Genomic DNA, 18,812 nt, shown 5'->3' on the forward strand with positions numbered 1-18,812 from the left:
GATGATCGAGGTTTTTATTTTATAATGTTGCATCTCCGATTGTTTTTCCACCTTTTTTCTTTTCACTTTCACTTGCCTTCGTTCGAATAACTAAGTGCAGGAATGCTCGACCATCAAATGGGATAAATGGCCATAAATAAGGTGTATTTAACGTACTTAAGCTAGCTAAAAATAATATAAATAATGTTGACCCAATCATAAAGCCTTTTATACCTAATATTGCAGTTAATATCAAAATAACAAATTTGGCTAGTTTATTGGCTAGTGCTAATTCATAGCTTGGTGTAGCATATGAACCAATCATGGACACTGCTGTATATAGTACTACTTCTGGTTGGAATAGTCCAACATCGATTGCAACTTGTCCGATTAATACAGCTGCAATAATACCCATTGATGTCGAAACAGCATTAGGTGTATGTATACTGGCCATCCTTAAAAACTCAATCCCCATGTCTGCAATAATTAATTGTAAATAGATCGGGATATTACTTGTTTCTTTTGGACCGATATAACTTAGTTTTTCTGGTAAAATTTCTGGTACATTACATAGTAATAGCCAAAACGGTAATAAAAACACACTCATAAAAATTCCAATATAGCGGATCCATCTTAGGAATGTACCTACTGAAGGAGTTTGACGAAATTCTTCAGCATGTTGCATATGATGGTAATATGTAGCTGGCGTTATGATGACACTCGGCGATGTATCTACAATGATGATGACATGACCTTCAATAATGTGATTTGCAACTACGTCTGGTCTTTCCGAATACCTTACTAACGGAAAAGGATTATAACCTTGTTTAAAGATAAATTCCTCAAGCTTTTTATCGGCCATCGACATCCCGTCGACATTAATTTTTTTTATACGGTCGATGATTTCCTTTACTAATTTTTCATTTGCTAAACCCTTAATATATGAAACACATACATCTGTTTTTGAACTTTCGCCTACTTGTAAAATTTCATTTCGTAAATTTTCATCACGAATTCGTCTGCGTATTAACCCTGTATTATTAATAATGTTTTCTGTAAACCCATCTCTTGAACCACGTACGACCCTTTCTGTATCAGGTTCAGTTGGCCCACGACCTGGATAACTTCTTACATCTACTGCTAAAGCTTTCGGTTCACCATCAACTATTACTACAATTAAACCGGATAATATATTTTTAATTACTTCTTCGATTGTTAATATAGCAGTTACTGATTGATGTACAATTGTTTCTTCCACTGCTTTAAACACTGGTTTATTTTTATCTTCTATATCTAATCCAATTAAATCATCTAAGATCCTTTGAATAAAACCAGTATCTGTTAATCCATTTACATAATACAATTGTACTTCAACTTTATTTACATAAATAATCCGTTGACCTAAGTCGAAGCTTTTGCCAAATCCCAATCGATCTTTGATAATATTTGCATTCGTTACTAACTTTGGTGATAAATCAGTTGATTCCGTTTTTGTTGTCAAGGAATTCACTCCTTTCTAAGATATATTCAATTGCTTTCCTTGTAATCGGAGAGCCTTTTTCTATGTCATCACGTCCTCCCATTTTCCCTATATCTCCAATACCAATTATTAATGGAATATTTAACTGATCTAAATTATAAACAGTGTCCCCATTAATTCTACCTAGCTCAATATCTGGTACACCGAATTTATCTACACCATATTCAGTTAAATTCCCTTCATTATCAATACTGACATCTACTCTTGTCCATTCTTGATGATGCGTATTTGATGCAACTGCTAAGGCAGCAATTACTTCTATATGTTTGTCATTAGCAACATACTTTAATGCTTTTTCTCCTGGTCCTTCTCCCATAAAACCACTATCATCAAATAAGACAAATATTGGTTCCTTTTGGGCTTGCATGATAATTTCTACCATTTTTTTACCTGAGAACTTTGTCGGATTACCTTGCGACTGGGAAATTGTACACCCACCAAATTGTTTTGCTAAATGTTCAATACTCCTATGAGCATAAACATCTCCATCAGTTATAATGATGACTTTTTTAGTCTTCATATGTTAGCCTTTTGGTTTAAATAGTAAGGCAATAATGAATGAAAATAGGATTGCAGCTGATATCCCTGAAGATGTGAGTGAAAAGATTCCCATACCAATTCCGACAAACCCGTGTTGATTCGCTTCTGCCATTGCACCATGTAATAAAGAATGTCCGAAACTTGTAATCGGAACTGTTGCACCAGCTCCTGCAAATTCGATTAGTTTATCATAAATTCCAAATCCATCTAATATTGATCCAATTACAACAAAGATACACATAACATGACCTGGAGTTAATTTTGTAAACTCAAAAAGTAATTGACCAACTACACAAATGAGCCCTCCCACAATAAATGCATTAACAAATTCCATTTTTACACCTCCTAACAGCTTTCAAAGACAACAGCATGTGAAATGGTTGGGATTGACTCTTTCTGTTGAATCATTGTAGGACTTAATAGTGCGCCGGTTGCAGCAACTAAAATCTTCTTATAAGTTCCTTTTTTCATTTCCTGGAATAAGTGACTATATGTAACAACTGCTGAACATGCACATCCACTACCACCAGCAAAAACCTCTTGATTGTCTCTGTCATAGATGAGGAGTCCACAGTCATTATATTTACCTGACATGTCGTAGCCCTCTTCTTTTACTAGTTGTTCACAAATCGGTGCGCCTACTGCTGATAAATCACCAGTTACAATTAAATCGTAATCTTCTGGTGTTGTATTTGTATCTTTAAAGTGTTGAACAATTGTATATGCAGCAGCAGGAGCCATTGCAGAACCCATATCGAAAGGATTTTTTAATCCTAAATCTTGTACTGTACCAATTGTTGCACACTTTACTTTAATCCGACTTTTTTTACTTGATAACAAAATACTTCCAGCTCCAGTTACCGTAAAAGTTGCCGAGTCAGGTTTTTGTCCTCCATACTCAGTTGGATAGCGGTATTGTCTTTCAGCAGTAGCATTATGACTACTAGTCCCAGCTAATGCTAATTTTGCATACCCACTATCAATTAATTGAGCACCAAGTGCGGCTGTTTCCATTGACGTCGAACATGCGCCAAACATACACAAGAATGGTAATTGTAATTCCCTTGCGATAAAATTTGCAGTGACATTTTGATTTAGTAAATCACCTGCTAAAAATACATCTATATCTTCTACATTTTTATTTGCTTTCTTTAAAGTTGTAGAAATAGCATTTCTCAATAAAGCACGCTCAGCTAATTCCCAATTATCCTCATTACAATGTAAATCTTCATATGCATAATCATATGTTCCTTTTAATAGCCCTAAATTTTCTCTTGGTCCAACCGCAGTACCTGAGGACTGAACATACACGCCATTAGTAAATTCCCATGTTTGTTTTCCAATAAGTCCCACAAATTTCACCTCCTAAAATAGTACTTTAAATGCATATCGAATCATACCAACAATATAGGCAGATACAACTCCGTATACAATGACACATCCTGCTAATTTAAACATATTTGTAGCTACACCTAACACAAGTCCTTCACTTCGATGTTCCATCGCTGCACTCGTCATTGAATTAGCAAATCCTGTAACTGGTACCGCTGAACCCGCTCCGGCAAATTGTCCAATTTTATCATATAGACCTAATCCAGTTAATAAGCTTGAAATTAAAACGAGAGTTGCAACAGTAGGATCACCTGCATTTTTATCAGTAAATCCAAAATAATTTATATATATTTCTGATATGGCTTCACCTAAAAAACAAATGAATCCTCCGACTAGAAATGCTCGAATACAATTACGTAGAACATGTTTTTTAGGTTGATATTGTTTAATACCTTCTTGATAATTTGATTTTAATTTTCCACTCATTACCTTCATCCTTTACTCAATAAAATAGATCCAATGAAATAATGATCCAAATACTTTTCCTAGTGCAATTGCCATCAATAGGTAGACTATTTTTCTTTGAATACCTATACGTTTTGCTAATATTGGAAACACATTTAGTACTTCTGTTAATGCTGCTGCAAGCATACCGATGAACATACCTGCTAATAGTCCTATTGGGACAGAAAAATATCTTGGCATGAAAAATACCGTATCTCTTAGACTAATCCAGCAACCAAATAGTGCGCCAACGACAACTGCGAATTCATATGCTCTAATTTTTTTGATTGTTTTCGTTATTTGGGTTAATCTCGGAATAATCCCAATAACGGATAAAAAAGCAACAAAGCCAGTTCCAACAGCTATGCCACCTGAAAAACCAATAAATGCTACAAATAGATCATGAATCATCTTCATTCACACTTTTCGTTGGTTTTTTATTTTCATTCACTAATACATACTCATCCATTGATCTTTGATATTGAAACATTTCCACTTCTAAAGGACTTGGCTCCTCATTTAAACGGGTTTTAAACCACTGATTAAAAAATAAAACCATGCCTATACCTAAACCTAATGAATAAGGCACTTGTAATAGTAAAGGCTTACGATTGTATTCTCCCGTTATTAAATAGTAAATTCTTTGTTGCACTTGTTGCATACTAACGTCCTCATGAAAATAAATAATCGCAAGTGATGAGCCTGCAAATAGTAATATCCAAACAAATAGAAATAATATGATATTCTCTTTTTCCACTGCATTCTCTAGCTCTAAAATACACATTGTTACACCAATTAATTCAAATGAAACTTCGGAATCAACTGCTTGAATGAGTGGCAAAAGTTCCAAAATATCGATTACTGTATGTGTACCATCCTCCTTTTTCGCTTCGTGTACGATAATATTTTTAATTTCATCTAACTGAATGTTTATACCTTGTAGTCTCGCTATATCACCTAGTCGTACACTCTTACCCACTTGAACTACTACTCGGTTTAGTAATTTAATGTATAGTACCTTTTTCATACTTTCCCCTCAGTTTCAAAGCAATAAGTATTCGATTACAACTAGTATGTGAAAACTTCCCAAAAATAGTCATAACAACTAAAACTACTTCAAATTTGCGTACATAAAAAGAGGAAGAAAAGTAGCAACTTGCTACATTTCTTCCTCTTCTAACGAATCATTTCATTTAATTTTATCTTTCATTTGTTGGAGAATTTTTTTCTCGAGTCTCGAAACTTGTACTTGCGATATACCTAACCGTTCGGCAACTTCAGATTGAGTTTGGTCTTTATAATATCTTAAGTAAACAATTAATCTTTCTCGATCATCTAGTTGTTTAATTGCTTCCTTTAATGCAAATTTCTCAAACCAATTTGTTTCATGGTTATCGGCAATTTGATCTAACAATGTGATCGGATCCCCATCATTTTCATACACCGTTTCATGAATCGATGAAGGTGCTCGACTTGCTTCCTGGGCAAGTACTACATCCTCAGGTGTAATTTCCATATATGTAGCGATCTCATTAATTGTCGGCATTCTACCAAGTGACTTACTCAATTCTTCTTTTGCTTTACGAATTTTATTGTTTGTTTCTTTTAATGACCTACTTACTTTTACTGTGCCATCATCTCGGATAAATCGTTGGATTTCACCGATAATCATAGGAACAGCATAGGTTGAAAATCGAACATCATATGATAAATCAAATTTATCAACTGATTTTAATAAACCAATACAACCTATTTGAAATAAATCATCTGGTTCATAACCACGGTTAATAAAGCGCTGAACAACTGACCAAACAAGTCTCATGTTGTGCCCGACGATGCTGTCTCTAGCCATTTGATCTCCAGCCTGACTACGCTTAATTAACTCTTTTAATTCGCTATCCTTTAACTGCGTACGGGGTTGATCTTGCTTGACTTCTACGTCCATAGGCGATTCTCCTTAATTACATAGAGCATTGCTATTTGATAAGTACTTTTTTACAGTAATTGTCGTACCAACGTTTTCAGTAGAAACAACTTCACAGTGATCCATAAAGTTTTCCATGATTGTAAAACCCATTCCCGATCTTTCTAAATCTGGTTTAGATGTAAATAATGGTTGCATTGCTTCATCTAGGTCAGCAATACCAATACCTTCATCTCTAATTGTTAATGTAACAGACTGATCTTCTAGGACAACTGAAATATATACAATACCTTCTGGATTGTTTTCATATCCATGTATGATCGAATTTGTTACAGCTTCAGAAACGACAGTTTTAATCTCTGTCAATTCATCTAATGTTGGATCTAACTGGGTGATAAATGCTGCCACAGTTACCCTAGCAAATGATTCATTTTGACTCAATGCCGAAAATTGAAGGTTCATTTCATTACGCATTACGCCACCCCCAAAACAGTCAGTCCATTAGACTCGTCTTCTGCTAAATGTACAATTTTAAACAAACCAGACATATCAAATAATCGTTTAATTGATGGTGAAATAGAACATACGACCATTTCTCCACCTTTGTTTCGAATGACCTTATATCTTCCTAAAATAACACCTAATCCAGAACTATCCATAAAAGATAAGTGTTCAAGATTTAATAAAATATGTTGTATTGGCTGTGTTTCTAATACTTCATTCACCTGTAAACGTAAATCTTCGGCAGTGTGATGATCAAGTTCACCTGCAAGTCTTACACAAAGGATCGCATTTTTCACTTCAAGCTCGATATTAAGACTCACTTCAATAACCTCCTTATTATGACGGTTAAATGAAAGTTTCGTTATCTTAACTTGAAATTCCTTCATGCTGACAAAACTAGTGTAAATACGTCAAAAGTCTACGTTCTTAAAAAGAATGAGATTAATTAAATCCACCGATTGTTCGTTTAAATAAGTCATACCATTTAGCTTTCGGAATGGTGTTCTTTGCAACTAAATCGGTAGTTGATAAAACTCGATTACCTTGTTTCAATTCTAATTTACCTACAACCTGGCCCTTTTTAATTGGCGCTTGTAGGTCTTTTTTCAACTTAATGTTTTTTGTCACTTTATTTAAAGCTTCACCTTTTTTAAGCACGAGTGAAACTGGTGATTTTGTTACTACATTTACATTTTTTGTTTTACCTTTACTAATTGACAATTGCTCAACATTGTCGCCTTGTTTAATTAGTTGTTTTACTTGAAATTGATTAAATGCGTAATCAAGTAGTTTAGACATTTGTGCATTTCTTTCCTTCGAAGTAGGTGCACCCATAATCACACTAACAACTCTCATGTTATTTTTCTTTGCAGTCGCTGTTAAGCAATATCTTGCTTCAGCAGTAAATCCAGTTTTTAAACCATCAGCTCCAGGATAAAAGCGAACTAATTTATTTGTATTGACTAACCAAAATTGTTTTTCTGTATTTTGACGTAAATAATCCTCATACGTACCTGTATACTTTGTAATAAGAGGATGCTTCAATAGCTCTCGACCCATAATTGCCATATCATACGCAGATGAATAATGATCTGCAGCAGGTAACCCTGTTGGATTTTTAAAATGTGTATCTTTTAAACCAAGAGACTTTGCTTTATTATTCATTAAATTTACAAATGCCTCTTCAGTTCCTGCAATTTTTTCTGCCATGGCAACCGAAGCATCGTTCCCTGAAGCAATCGCAATCCCTTTTAACATTTCATTAACTGTCATTTCTTCGCCAGGTTCTAAAAAGATTTGTGAACCACCCATTGACGCAGCATATTCACTTGTCATTACTTTATCATCTAGCTTTAAATTACCTTTATCGATTTCTTCCATAATAATTAGCATTGTCATAATCTTCGTCATACTTGCTGGTGGAAGCTTCTTTCTCGCATCTTTTTCATATAAAACTTCACCAGTATCTTGCTCAATAATAACGGAAGATAATGCATTTTTAGCTAATTCAACGTCTACGGTTCTTGTCTCTCTTGCATTTACTGTAGGCAGTGATAATGAGAAGATCAATGCACTACTAATAAGTGTAAAAACTACCTTTTTCATTTATAACCCTCCATTCTATTCATACATATTTTTTCCAAATATAAGTAGTTTAATCAAAGTGTGAAGAAAATATTAGATTGTATGGAACTATTTACTACATTCATTGCATATGATATAAATAAAGTGTATTAATCATACTCATACACTCAGTACAATTAATACACCTAATTTTGTAAGGTGGTGATTATTTGATTATTGTCTTAGACGCAAGAAGTCATTTACCATTGTGGGAACAAATTGTTCTACAAGTGAAAGAACAAATTTTAAGAAATGTTTTACTAAATGGAGATAAGCTTCCATCTGTCAGAGAGTTAGCAACAACATTACTTATTAATCCGAATACAGTTAGTAGAGCATATCAAGAGTTAGAGCGAAGTGGAATAATTGAAACTGTCCGAGGTAAAGGAACGTTTGTCATTGGTTTAACAAAGGAGTCCGTTTCAGAACAAACCCTTTTAAAATATCAAAATAAATTTTCAAACCTTTTAATTGAAAGTCTAATGGAAGGTATTGATGAAGAATTGATTATAAATTGGGTAAAAGAAGTTTATTCAAAAAAGGGAGTTGAATAATGTGTTAAAAATTCATCAACTAAGTAAAAAACTTGATGAAACAGAAATATTAAAAAATATATCATTTGAGATAGAGCAAGGAACAATTACAGGATTAATTGGGCGAAATGGTGCTGGCAAAACGACTTTACTTCGTACAATTGTAGGGATTCTGTCGCCTGATGAAGGCGCTATTTTAATCGACAATAAAGATATTACAATTGAGCCAAATACGAGAAATCAAATCGCCTATATGAGTGATACGACAAACTTCATTAAACAATTTAATGTGAAGGAACTCATTACAATCTATGAAAATTCTTATCCAAATTTTGATAAAGAGAAGTTTCTAGATGCACTTAATAAATATAAATTACCGCATGGGTCTTTACGTAAATATTCAAAAGGTATGAAGACACTGTTATATTTACTGTTAACATTTTCAACGGGAGCAAATTACGTGATTTTAGATGAACCAACGAATGGTTTAGATCCAGTTGTGAAACGTACAGTTTTACAATTGATCATTGAATATGCAAGTACAAATTCCGTTGGTGTATTAATATCGTCACATCATCTTGTTGAGCTGGAAAAAATTATTGATCAATATTTATTCTTAAAAGAAGGAACAATTGATAATGTTGCAACAATGGAAGAAAGTACAAATAAACATTTTAAATTACAAGTAGCGTTTGAAAATGGATTACCTTCTGAAATAGAAGAACTTGAGCATGTATCCGTCTTTTCTAAAACAGGAAAGGTTGCCATTTTAATTGTAAGCGGACAAAAAGAAGAATTTTTGCAGACATTAGGAAAAAGGAATCCACTTTTACTTGAGGAACTTCCTTTAACATTAGAGGATTTATTTTTCTTAAAAGACGGAGGAGAATTATATGTTTAGTAAAGCATTGTGGCTAAAGCATTCTAAACAATCAAGACTTGCACTTATCTTATTATATTTGGTTTATGTAGTCATTTTACCGTTTAGTTATTATAACAACATATTTGAAATGAACAGAGCATTAGAAGCTTCTTACACTGAATACCCTTCTATTTATATTGGCGAATTTAGCACGTTAGCATTTATATCACCAATTCTTGTTTTAATTTTGAGTATATTATTAATTGGAATTGAACGTAATACTGGCGGTATTGACTTTCAATTCTCTCTACCTTATACACCAAGACAATTATTTTTATCAAAATGGATTTTTGGTGTCGTTCACATTTTTATCGCAACTGTATTATTAAGCATATCAACACTCATAATCCATTACTCTACTATTCTACATCAATATATTGATACTAGTGGATTTTTACCCATCTTTGTTACACTTTTTCTATTTTCAATTGCATTTTTAACAATTGGCTTAGCAATCGGTACACTGACTGGTCACTATTTTTCACAAACACTGTTTACTATTTTTACTATTTTTTCACCCATTATAATCTTTTTTAGTGTGCTATCAAATTTAAAAGGACTATTTAATAAGGATTTTAATGGTTTATTAGAAATTGAGAAGAAAATAGTCGATTGGTCGATTTCTTTCCAATCTGGTCGTTTAAGTATTACAAAAGATTTTGATCAGCAAAATGTGACTTATCCAACATTTGATTTCCATAACCTAGTTGTCATTTTCATTTATATTTTCGTGTTTTTAGTGATTGGCATACTTTGTTATAGTCGAAATGCAAATGCGAATAATGGAAAACTATTTGTTTATAAAAAGTTTGGCCATTTTGTAAATATTCTATTTGTTTATTTATCAGCAACTTGTATTGCAATTCTTACTTCAACAATTGCAAACGGAAGTAATGTGGTTGTTTATGCGATAGGATTACTGATCGGGTTAATTGCAGGTTTCTATTTCTATAAACGACTTAACAAATTTTTTGAATGAAGTAAAAAAGCGCTATTTTCTCTTAAATTGAGAAATAGCGCTTTTTATTTTAAGAAATTAAGTTTAATGCAAAACGTACAAAAAATAATGCAGAAATTGCCACCATATATGGTGTAATTTCGGTTTTTTTACCTGCCGCTAACTTAACTAGCGGATATGCGATAAAACCAAAAGCAATTCCATCAATAATACTATATGTTAAAGGAATGAATGCTAATATTAAAAAGGCTGGTATTGCCTCAGTAGGATCATCCAATTGTATATCAGTGATGTGTTTAACCATTAATGAACCGATAATAATTAAAATCGGCGCGATTGCAGATGTAGGAATATAAGCAATCAGTGGCATAAACAGTAAACATCCTAAAAATAATAGACCTGTTACAACAGAAGTAAGACCTGTTCGACCTCCTGAACTTATACCTGCACTACCTTCTACGGCAACGACAGTAGGACTTGTTCCAAAAATACCTGATAACAAGATCCCTAAGGCAGTTCCTTGTACGACCTTCTGCTGCTTACTCTCTTGATTCATCATACTTAGTTGTCCATGTATGATTCCAATTGATTCAAATAAAATGACCATTGTTAACGAAAATACTGCGATCCAAAACGAAAAACTCATAATATGCGTAAAGGTCAGTTGTCCGACAACTTGATTCGCAGATTCAAATGTAATTGCAGTTGTTTCGTGTGCTTTTTCAATGCCACCATGTAGTAAAAACGAAATGAACGTTCCTAGAATAACTGTAATTAAAAAATTGGCTGGAACATTTTTAATAAATAAGTAAATCGCAATTCCAAGTGTAATGACTGTCGCTAAAACATCAGGATTTGAGAAGTTTGCAATTGATACAAAAGTATCTTCATTTTTTACGACAATTCCACCTTCTTGAAGACCAATGAACGTTAAGAAAAATCCGATTCCTACTGTTATTGCACTTTTTAATGATAATGGAATCGCAGTTGTCAGTTTCTTAACTAGGCTTGTAAACGATAAGATGGACAATATTACGCCGCTAATAAATACGACTGCAAGCGCTTCCTGCCAGCTCATGCCCATTTCTCCAACCATTGTGTAAGTGAACAGTGCATTAATACCCATACCTGGTACTAATACTAAAGGTGAGTTGCTCCATAATCCGATCATCACGCTTCCTAAAAACGCTGATAGGATAGTTGCAATCATAGCCCCTTGAAACGGTATTCCAGCATCATGTAGTATTGTACTGTTTACTGAAAGTATATAGACAAGTGTTAAAAATGAAATAACGCCTGCAATAACCTCCGTTTTAATGTTTGTACCGCTTCCTTCAAGATTAAATTGTTTGTTTAAAAGATTTTTCAAGTGAATTCCTCTCTTATAGTGTCTCCCTCGCCCACCCATGCACTAAGGCACGTTAAACATTATACTAGAGATCGTCAAATATGAAAACAAAAATTTACTTTTTAAATGGTGAACTTCCCATTCGAATTTCTTACATTTCAAATTAATATTTTTACATGTAAAGAAAAAAGCCATTCTCAACTAATGAGAATAGCTTTTATTCTTAATCTTAAGCTTCCATAATTAAATCATAAACTAAAGTAGGCTCTTCTACTTTTTCTTTAGAAAGAATGATATTTTCAAGTAAGTCTTTCTCTACTTCACTAATATCCTCTGTGTTTGAGTATACAGTTACTAATGATTCACCTTTCTTCACTGCATCTCCAACTTTTTTGTTTAACATTAATCCAACAGCTAAATCGATAACAGATTCTTTTGTCGCACGACCTGCTCCTAATTTCATAGCCGCTGTTCCAACTGCATCAGCAACGATTCGTGATACATAACCATCTTCTTTTGCGACAACTTCTTGAATGTATTTTGCTTGTGGTAATCTTGAAGGATCATCAACTACAGAACCATCTCCACCTTGAGCTACTAAGAATTTTTTAAATACTTCTAACGCTTTACCATTTTTCATATTTTCAACAAGTTTAGCTCTTGCTTCATCAAGTGTTTCAGCTTTTTTCGCTAAAACAACCATTTGACTACCTAAGATTAAACATAATTCTTCTAAATCTTTTGGACCTTCACCTTTTAATGTGTCAATTGCTTCTTTTACTTCTAAAGCATTACCAATCGCAAGTCCTAGTGGTTGGCTCATATCTGAAATGATTGCTACAGTTTGTCTTCCAACATTGTTACCAATCTTAACCATTGCTTTTGCTAGATCACGAGCATCTTCAATGTCTTTCATAAATGCGCCAGCGCCAGTTTTAACATCTAATACAATCGCATCTGCTCCAGCAGCAATTTTCTTACTCATAATTGAGCTAGAAATTAATGGGATTGAGTTTACTGTTGCAGTTACGTCACGTAGCGCATATAACTTTTTATCTGCAGGTGTTAAATCTCCAGTTTGACCGATTACAGCTACTTTAATATCATTTACTTGTTTTATGAATTCTTCCTCAGTTAGTTCAACGTGGAATCCTTCAACTGCTTCTAACTTATCAATTGTGCCACCAGTATGACCTAAACCTCTTCCGCTCATTTTTGCAACTGGTACATCTAATGAAGCAACTAATGGTCCTAATACTAATGTAGTTGTATCGCCAACTCCACCAGTAGAGTGCTTATCTACTTTAATTCCTTCAATGTTTGAAAGATCGATTGTATCGCCAGAATGAACCATTGCCATAGTTAAATCGCTATATTCTACTTCAGTCATGCCTTTTAAAAATACTGCCATTGCAAAAGCACTCATTTGATAATCAGGAACGCTACCATCTGTAAATCCATTAATGATAAAATTGATTTCTTCAGTTGTTAAAGTTTTTCCATCGCGTTTTTTTTCAATTAAGTCTACCATTCTCATGTTTGGAATTCTCCTATCTGTTATGTCTCTTCTATTTTGTATTATTTATCTAATCTAGAACGAAAAGGGACTTCTACAACAGCAGTGCAGAAGTCTTTTCATTTAAGGTTCTTATCCTAATTTACGAACAATTTCTTTTACTAATGATAAAAATTGTGATCTTACTCTTTGAGTTGTTTCTATTACCTCTTCATGGTTTAAAGGTTGATCTAAGATACCTGCAGCCATATTTGAGATACATGAAATCCCTAATACTCTTAAGTCGGCGTGACGAGCAACCATAACCTCAGAAACTGTTGACATACCGACAGCATCAGCACCCAATGTTCTAAACATACGGATTTCTGCTGGTGTTTCATATGAAGGACCAGTAACTGCTAGATATACTCCCTCTTGAAGGTTTACATTCACTTCTTTTGCGGCATTTCTTGCAACATCGCGAAGTTCACGATCGTAAGGATGAGACATATCAACAAATCGTAAGCCTAATTCTGGATTATTAGGTCCAATTAAAGGACTAGTTCCAGTAAAGTTAATATGATCAGTGATTAGCATTAGATCACCTGGTTCGAATGAAGTATTCACTCCACCAGCTGCATTTGTTACAACTAAAATGTCAACACCTAACTCCTTCATTACTCGAACAGGGAATGTTACTTTTTCCATGTCATAACCTTCGTAATAGTGAATTCTACCTTGCATAGCGACAACGCTTACACCATGAATATCACCGAATACTAGTTGGCCTTCATGTCCTTCAACAGTAGAAGTAGGGAATTCAGGAATCGTATGATATGGAATTTTCACTTGATTTTCGATTTCATCTACTAAGATCCCTAAGCCTGAACCAAGAATTAAACCTATTTTTGGTTTATGATTAATTTTTTCTTTAATAAATGAACCTGCTTTTTCAATCATTTCTTTATTCATTTTAACTCCACCTTATCTCAATTTTCCTAAAAAACTTGATCCATGTGATGGTAATTTAACATCAAAATTCTCAGCGATTGTCGCTCCAACATCTGCGAATGTTTTTGGAATAGGTAACTCTTTACCTTCAGTAAACTTTTTACTATAAACAATTAAAGGTACATATTCTCTAGTGTGATCGGTGCCAGCAAAAGTTGGATCATTGCCATGGTCTGCAGTAATGATTAATAAATCATCTTCTTTAAGCAGTTCAAATACTTCTGGTAATCTTGCATCGAACTCTTCAAGTGCTTTACCATATCCTAATGGGTCACGACGATGGCCATATACTGCGTCAAAATCAACTAGATTTAAAAAGCTAAGACCAGTAAAGTCCATATTTAATGTATCTACTAATTTATCCATTCCGTCCATATTTGAAACTGTACGTAATGCTTTTGTAATTCCTTCACCATCAAAAATATCTGAGATTTTACCGATTGAAATCACATCATAATTCGCATCTTGTAATTCGTTCATTACAGTTCGTCCGAAAGGCTTAAGTGCATAATCATGACGGTTTGGTGTACGTTTAAAATCACCTGGTTCTCCTACAAATGGTCTAGCAATAATTCGACCAATCATATATGGATCATCTAAAGTTAACTTACGAGCAATCTCGCAATATTTATATAGGTCTTCTAATGGTATAACATCTTCATGTGCTGCAATTTGTAAAACAGAATCAGCAGAAGTGTATACAATTAAATCTCCTGTTTTCATATGCTGCTCGCCAAGCTCTACTAAAATTTCCGTTCCAGAAGCTGGTTTATTACCGATAATTTTACGTCCAAATTGGCTTTCAAGCTCACTGATTAACTCTGCAGGAAATCCATCAGCAAATACTTTAAACGGCTTGTCAATATGAAGCCCCATCATTTCCCAATGTCCTGTCATCGTATCTTTTCCAACTGATGACTCTTCCATTTTCGAATAAAATGCAGGTGGTTTCTCAGCCTTTTTAATTCCTTGTAATTCGCGAATATTACTTAGTCCTAGACTTGCCATATTTGGCATATGTAATCCATTCATTTTTTCTGCAATATGTCCTAGTGTATCTGAACCAACATCATTAAATTTTTCTGCATCAGGAGCTTCTCCTATACCTACAGAATCCATAACAACGAGGAACACACGCTTAAATTCTTTACTCATCTGTTTTCCTCCTAACGATCGCTACAAACTGAAACTAAAGTGTAGAGTCAGATGTCTGACAACTAAAGTATACTTATTGTCCTAATTCTTTTCAACCATTATATTTTCCATTTTGTGTATATTGATACGATTTTTCCCTTTAATTTTAAAAAATTTCATAAATAATTAATTAGAAAAAAGCCCAACCTATAATAAGTTGGGCTTGTTTTTGTTTTATTAAGCTGTTTGATTTTGAGATGAACTCTCGTTGTGTTTTTGAGCTTTTTTCTTTGCTACTAAAGTACCAGCAACTACTACAACTACAGTTAATACAAGTTTAAAAGCTACAGCAATTATTTTATTTTCAAACACATCTTTAATCATATGATCATGTGTAATCATTCCTGCGGCAGTCCAAGCTAAAATAGCAGAACCGATCGTTGTAATGATTGGATATTTGTTCATAACTTTCATTAAGAAAGAACTTCCCCATACAATTAATGGGATTGATATAAGAATACCGATTACGATAGCAGTTAAATCTCCATGTGCTACACCAGCAAGTGCCAATACATTATCTAAACTCATTAAAGCATCTGCAATAATAATTGTTTTGATAGCGCCCCAAAGTGTTGCACCACTTTTCACTTCACCATGTCCTGCATCATCCACTAATAATTTAAATGCGATCCATAATAGCATTAAACCACCGATTGCATAAATTAATGGGATTTGTAGTAAATATACTACTATTGCAGCAAATATTACTCGAAGACCAATTGCACCTGCTGTACCTAAAAGTACCGCTTTTTTCTTTTGCTCTTCAGGTAAATTTTTAGCAGCTAAAGCAATTAAGATAGCATTGTCTCCACTTAATAACAGGTCGATAAAGATTACGTTTACTAGTACGCCTAAACTCAGTCCAAATATTTCCATATCTCTTCCTCCTCATAATCTACTATTTTATTAAACAACCTGTATCCGTGTCTACAAAAATAAAAAGACCTTTACCTATAGTTGTAGAACTACGGCAAAGGTCTTGCTGAGCATACGCTAGTTGTATGCCAACAAAGCCGATGAGAATAAATTCTCATGAATTGACGACTTTGTTTCAGGATTTCTCCTGACGCTACTCCCCTTTGGAGTATTCGATTGTTTGTAATATAATATTATGCCAACTCGTCTATTATGTCAATAATTGTTAATCAAATTTTAATTTTTGTTTTTCATTCATTCAGATTGATGTAACGATTCTTATCTTAAATCACTGATCATTTATTATCAATGTTAATATTTTACTGCATTGTTAATATTTTTGGACCTTCACTTGTTATTGCCAATGTATGCTCATATTGTGCTGAATTTTTACCATCTCTCGTACGAGCTGTCCATCCATTCCCATCCATTTGTGAATGCCATGTTCCAATATTTATCATTGGTTCAATCGTGATAACCATACCTTCACGAAGTCTAAGTCCTTTTCCTGCCATGCCAAAATGTGGTACAAAAGGTTCTTCATGAAGTGTTGGCCCAATTCCATGACCAGTAAAATCTCGAACAACTGAATAACCTAATGATTCAGCATATGATTGAATCGCATATCCAATATCACCTAGACGGTTGCCTACAATAGCTTGTTCAATACCTTTGTATAAACATTCTTTAGTAACTTTTAGTAAATCTTTATTTTCTTTTGTAATATTTCCTACACCGTATGTCCATGCTGAATCTGCAAGAGCACCATTTAAATTAACAACCATATCAATTGTTACAATGTCCCCATCCTTTAAAGCCTTTTTACGAGGGAATCCATGACAAATCTCGTCATTAATTGATGCACATGTTGCATATTCATATCCACGATATCCCTTTTGTTCTGGCTTTGCACCATTTTCAGCTAAAAACTTCTCTACAAATTGATCAATTTCCCAAGTTGTAATCCCTGGTTTAATCATTTTTGCAATTTCTTTATGTGTTGCTGCTAATAACTTCCCAGCTTCATGCATTAAATTGATTTCCCGCTCAGTTTTAATCGTAATCATTTTTATTCATCCTCTCTTACGTATCCACTTAATGACTAATTTAATATATTATGCATTTACTTGGCAACAAATCCTACAATATAAAAAGAAAAAAGAGCCTATTTTAAGCTCTTGGGTGAAATTCTTTATACACATCTTTTAATCTATTTTTCGTTACATGGGTATAAATTTGTGTTGTAGAAATGTCAGCATGTCCAAGCATTTCTTGCACCGACCTTAAGTCTGCACCGTTTTCTAATAGATGAGTTGCAAATGAATGTCGCAAAGTATGAGGAGTTAACTCATGCTGAATATTTGCTTTTTCAGCTTGTTTCTTTAAGTTTTTCCAAAAACCTTGTCTCGACATTCGATTACCATGATGGTTTAAAAATAACGCATCGTTTTGTTTTTTTCCCATCAATTTAATCCGTGCCATTTTTAAATACTGCTCTATCGAGTTAATTGCTATTTTCCCTAATGGAATAATTCGTTCTTTACTCCCTTTTCCTAGGCATCGCACAAAACCCATTGTTAAATTTACATCTGAAAGATTTAATGATAGTAGCTCAGAAACACGCATTCCCGTGGCATATAATAATTCTAGCATCGCCTTATCTCTTAATCCAAATTCAGAGCTGTCTGATACCTCTAACAACGCCTCTACTTCAGCAAGTGAGAGAACTTTTGGTAACACTTTTGGCGCTTTTGGAATTTCGATTAAAAGTGAAGGATCATCCTTCATTCCATCTACTTCTCTGATTAGAAATTGGTGAAACGAACGAATAGTAGCTAATTGACGAGCCATTGTTCTTGCCGTTAAATCTCTTTCTTTCAAATATTTTAAATATCCAATAATATGAATTCTCATAATATTAGAAAGTCCTTGTATACGCTCAACTTGGTCCATATACATACCATAGCTTTCTAAATCATTACCATATGATAGTATTGTATTTTTTGATAATCCTTTTTCTACTTGAATAAAATGGATAAAGTCTTCTGCTGCATAATCAAATTCTTTTTTAAATGGCGTTTTTTCATTAGTTGTCACTCTGCATTACTCCCCGTTTTGATAAAACCGTACCAATTGATTTAAAGTACCATGATTATGGTCTTTTTCAACTTTTAACATTGATCCTTCTGGTCGGTCATATCTATGCATATCCTCATATTCTGAATGTATCCATTGTATAGCAAAATAAAATAAGATAGTACATGTAATAAATAAAATGGCTACCTTTAACACATTCAAAAAAATAACTGCTCTTTTTTTCATATGACCACCCCCTTTTTGCTTGAAGTAAAGACATCATTACTACATACTATGCAAAATTTGGACAAATCATACTTCAATTCTTAAGTTAGGTTTATTCTTCTCTAAGAACATGAAAAAGAGCAGACCTATTTTGATGAACTGCTCTACTCGCTTTTTATTGATCCATAT

22 protein-coding genes are annotated in these 18,812 nt (G+C 33.7%); 3 read left to right on the forward strand and 19 right to left on the reverse strand.

Annotated elements, in window-relative coordinates:
• Positions 1–19: 19 nt before the first annotated feature.
• The 11 genes from ABID96_RS12320 to ABID96_RS12370 all read right to left on the reverse strand — a co-directional run bounded on the left by ABID96_RS12320 (position 20) and on the right by ABID96_RS12370 (position 7,928).
• On the reverse strand, positions 20–1,480 hold the full coding sequence (locus ABID96_RS12320) for a spore germination protein (protein WP_377896879.1): 1,461 nt from the start codon (positions 1,478–1,480) through the stop codon (positions 20–22).
• On the reverse strand, positions 1,455–2,039 hold the full coding sequence (gene spoVAEA, locus ABID96_RS12325; RefSeq protein WP_087999342.1) for a stage V sporulation protein SpoVABEA: 585 nt from the start codon (positions 2,037–2,039) through the stop codon (positions 1,455–1,457). The genes ABID96_RS12320 and spoVAEA overlap by 26 nt, the downstream gene beginning before the upstream one ends.
• Positions 2,040–2,042: 3 nt before the next feature.
• Positions 2,043–2,393: a stage V sporulation protein AE gene (gene spoVAE, locus ABID96_RS12330; RefSeq protein ID WP_192602297.1), complete on the reverse strand. Its 351-nt coding sequence runs from the start codon at positions 2,391–2,393 to the stop codon at positions 2,043–2,045.
• Positions 2,394–2,404: 11 nt separating this feature from the next.
• A complete protein-coding gene (spoVAD, locus tag ABID96_RS12335) occupies positions 2,405–3,412 on the reverse strand; it encodes a stage V sporulation protein AD (protein WP_192602298.1) in 1,008 nt (335 codons plus the stop codon).
• A 12-nt stretch (positions 3,413–3,424) separates the two neighbouring features.
• Positions 3,425–3,877, reverse strand: a complete 453-nt coding sequence (gene spoVAC / locus ABID96_RS12340; protein ID WP_192602299.1) for a stage V sporulation protein AC — start codon at positions 3,875–3,877, stop codon at positions 3,425–3,427.
• A gap of 12 nt (positions 3,878–3,889) precedes the next feature.
• Positions 3,890–4,306 (reverse strand): stage V sporulation protein AB, encoded by a 417-nt coding sequence (locus ABID96_RS12345; protein WP_192602300.1) that lies wholly within the window; start codon positions 4,304–4,306, stop codon positions 3,890–3,892.
• Positions 4,296–4,922, reverse strand: coding sequence for a stage V sporulation protein AA (locus ABID96_RS12350; protein ID WP_192602301.1), 627 nt, complete (start codon positions 4,920–4,922; stop codon positions 4,296–4,298). Before ABID96_RS12350 ends, ABID96_RS12345 begins: the two co-directional genes overlap by 11 nt.
• A 162-nt stretch (positions 4,923–5,084) precedes the next feature.
• On the reverse strand, positions 5,085–5,840 hold the full coding sequence (sigF, locus tag ABID96_RS12355) for an RNA polymerase sporulation sigma factor SigF (RefSeq protein WP_087999336.1): 756 nt from the start codon (positions 5,838–5,840) through the stop codon (positions 5,085–5,087).
• Between the two features lie 12 nt (positions 5,841–5,852).
• Positions 5,853–6,293 (reverse strand): anti-sigma F factor, encoded by a 441-nt coding sequence (spoIIAB, locus tag ABID96_RS12360; RefSeq protein WP_087999335.1) that lies wholly within the window; start codon positions 6,291–6,293, stop codon positions 5,853–5,855.
• The gene (gene spoIIAA / locus ABID96_RS12365; protein ID WP_087999334.1) at positions 6,293–6,643 is read right to left on the reverse strand and encodes an anti-sigma F factor antagonist; all 351 of its coding nucleotides are present in this window, start codon (positions 6,641–6,643) and stop codon (positions 6,293–6,295) included. Before spoIIAA ends, spoIIAB begins: the two co-directional genes overlap by 1 nt.
• A 121-nt stretch (positions 6,644–6,764) precedes the next feature.
• Positions 6,765–7,928: a D-alanyl-D-alanine carboxypeptidase family protein gene (locus ABID96_RS12370; RefSeq protein ID WP_192602302.1), complete on the reverse strand. Its 1,164-nt coding sequence runs from the start codon at positions 7,926–7,928 to the stop codon at positions 6,765–6,767.
• Between the two features lie 188 nt (positions 7,929–8,116).
• On the opposite strand from ABID96_RS12370, the gene ABID96_RS12375 reads away from it, so the two are divergent.
• The 3 genes from ABID96_RS12375 to ABID96_RS12385 are packed head-to-tail and all read left to right on the forward strand — an operon-like array spanning position 8,117 to position 10,380.
• Entirely contained in the window at positions 8,117–8,500 is a 384-nt protein-coding gene (locus ABID96_RS12375; RefSeq protein ID WP_192602303.1) for a GntR family transcriptional regulator, read from the forward strand.
• A gap of 1 nt (position 8,501) precedes the next feature.
• On the forward strand, positions 8,502–9,380 hold the full coding sequence (locus ABID96_RS12380) for an ABC transporter ATP-binding protein (protein ID WP_192602304.1): 879 nt from the start codon (positions 8,502–8,504) through the stop codon (positions 9,378–9,380).
• Positions 9,373–10,380, forward strand: a complete 1,008-nt coding sequence (locus ABID96_RS12385) for an ABC transporter permease subunit (RefSeq protein WP_192602305.1) — start codon at positions 9,373–9,375, stop codon at positions 10,378–10,380. Before ABID96_RS12380 ends, ABID96_RS12385 begins: the two co-directional genes overlap by 8 nt.
• Positions 10,381–10,429: 49 nt before the next feature.
• On the opposite strand, the gene ABID96_RS12390 is transcribed toward ABID96_RS12385, so the two are convergent.
• From ABID96_RS12390 to ABID96_RS12425, 8 genes are all read right to left on the reverse strand, one after another.
• The gene (locus ABID96_RS12390) at positions 10,430–11,728 is read right to left on the reverse strand and encodes an NCS2 family permease (RefSeq protein WP_377896881.1); all 1,299 of its coding nucleotides are present in this window, start codon (positions 11,726–11,728) and stop codon (positions 10,430–10,432) included.
• A 208-nt stretch (positions 11,729–11,936) separates the two neighbouring features.
• Complete coding sequence (locus tag ABID96_RS12395) at positions 11,937–13,244, reverse strand: pyrimidine-nucleoside phosphorylase (protein WP_087999328.1); 1,308 nt, start codon at positions 13,242–13,244, stop codon at positions 11,937–11,939.
• A gap of 111 nt (positions 13,245–13,355) precedes the next feature.
• The gene (locus tag ABID96_RS12400; protein WP_192602307.1) at positions 13,356–14,174 is read right to left on the reverse strand and encodes a purine-nucleoside phosphorylase; all 819 of its coding nucleotides are present in this window, start codon (positions 14,172–14,174) and stop codon (positions 13,356–13,358) included.
• 12 nt (positions 14,175–14,186) lie between these two features.
• Positions 14,187–15,368, reverse strand: a complete 1,182-nt coding sequence (gene deoB, locus ABID96_RS12405; protein ID WP_192602308.1) for a phosphopentomutase — start codon at positions 15,366–15,368, stop codon at positions 14,187–14,189.
• A 216-nt stretch (positions 15,369–15,584) separates the two neighbouring features.
• Positions 15,585–16,283: a TerC family protein gene (locus ABID96_RS12410; protein WP_192602309.1), complete on the reverse strand. Its 699-nt coding sequence runs from the start codon at positions 16,281–16,283 to the stop codon at positions 15,585–15,587.
• A 359-nt stretch (positions 16,284–16,642) separates the two neighbouring features.
• Entirely contained in the window at positions 16,643–17,389 is a 747-nt protein-coding gene (gene map, locus ABID96_RS12415) for a type I methionyl aminopeptidase (RefSeq protein WP_192602310.1), read from the reverse strand.
• A 103-nt stretch (positions 17,390–17,492) separates the two neighbouring features.
• Positions 17,493–18,419 carry a site-specific tyrosine recombinase XerD gene (xerD, locus tag ABID96_RS12420; RefSeq protein WP_192602311.1) on the reverse strand — a complete coding sequence of 309 codons (927 nt, stop codon included), beginning with the start codon at positions 18,417–18,419 and terminating at the stop codon, positions 17,493–17,495.
• Positions 18,420–18,425: 6 nt separating this feature from the next.
• Entirely contained in the window at positions 18,426–18,644 is a 219-nt protein-coding gene (locus ABID96_RS12425) for a YqzK family protein (protein WP_192602312.1), read from the reverse strand.
• Positions 18,645–18,812 lie beyond the last annotated feature (168 nt).

Source organism: Gottfriedia sp. OAE603 (assembly GCF_040543965.1).
In the GTDB taxonomy this organism is placed as follows: Bacteria; Bacillota; Bacilli; order Bacillales; family Bacillaceae_G; genus Gottfriedia; species Gottfriedia solisilvae.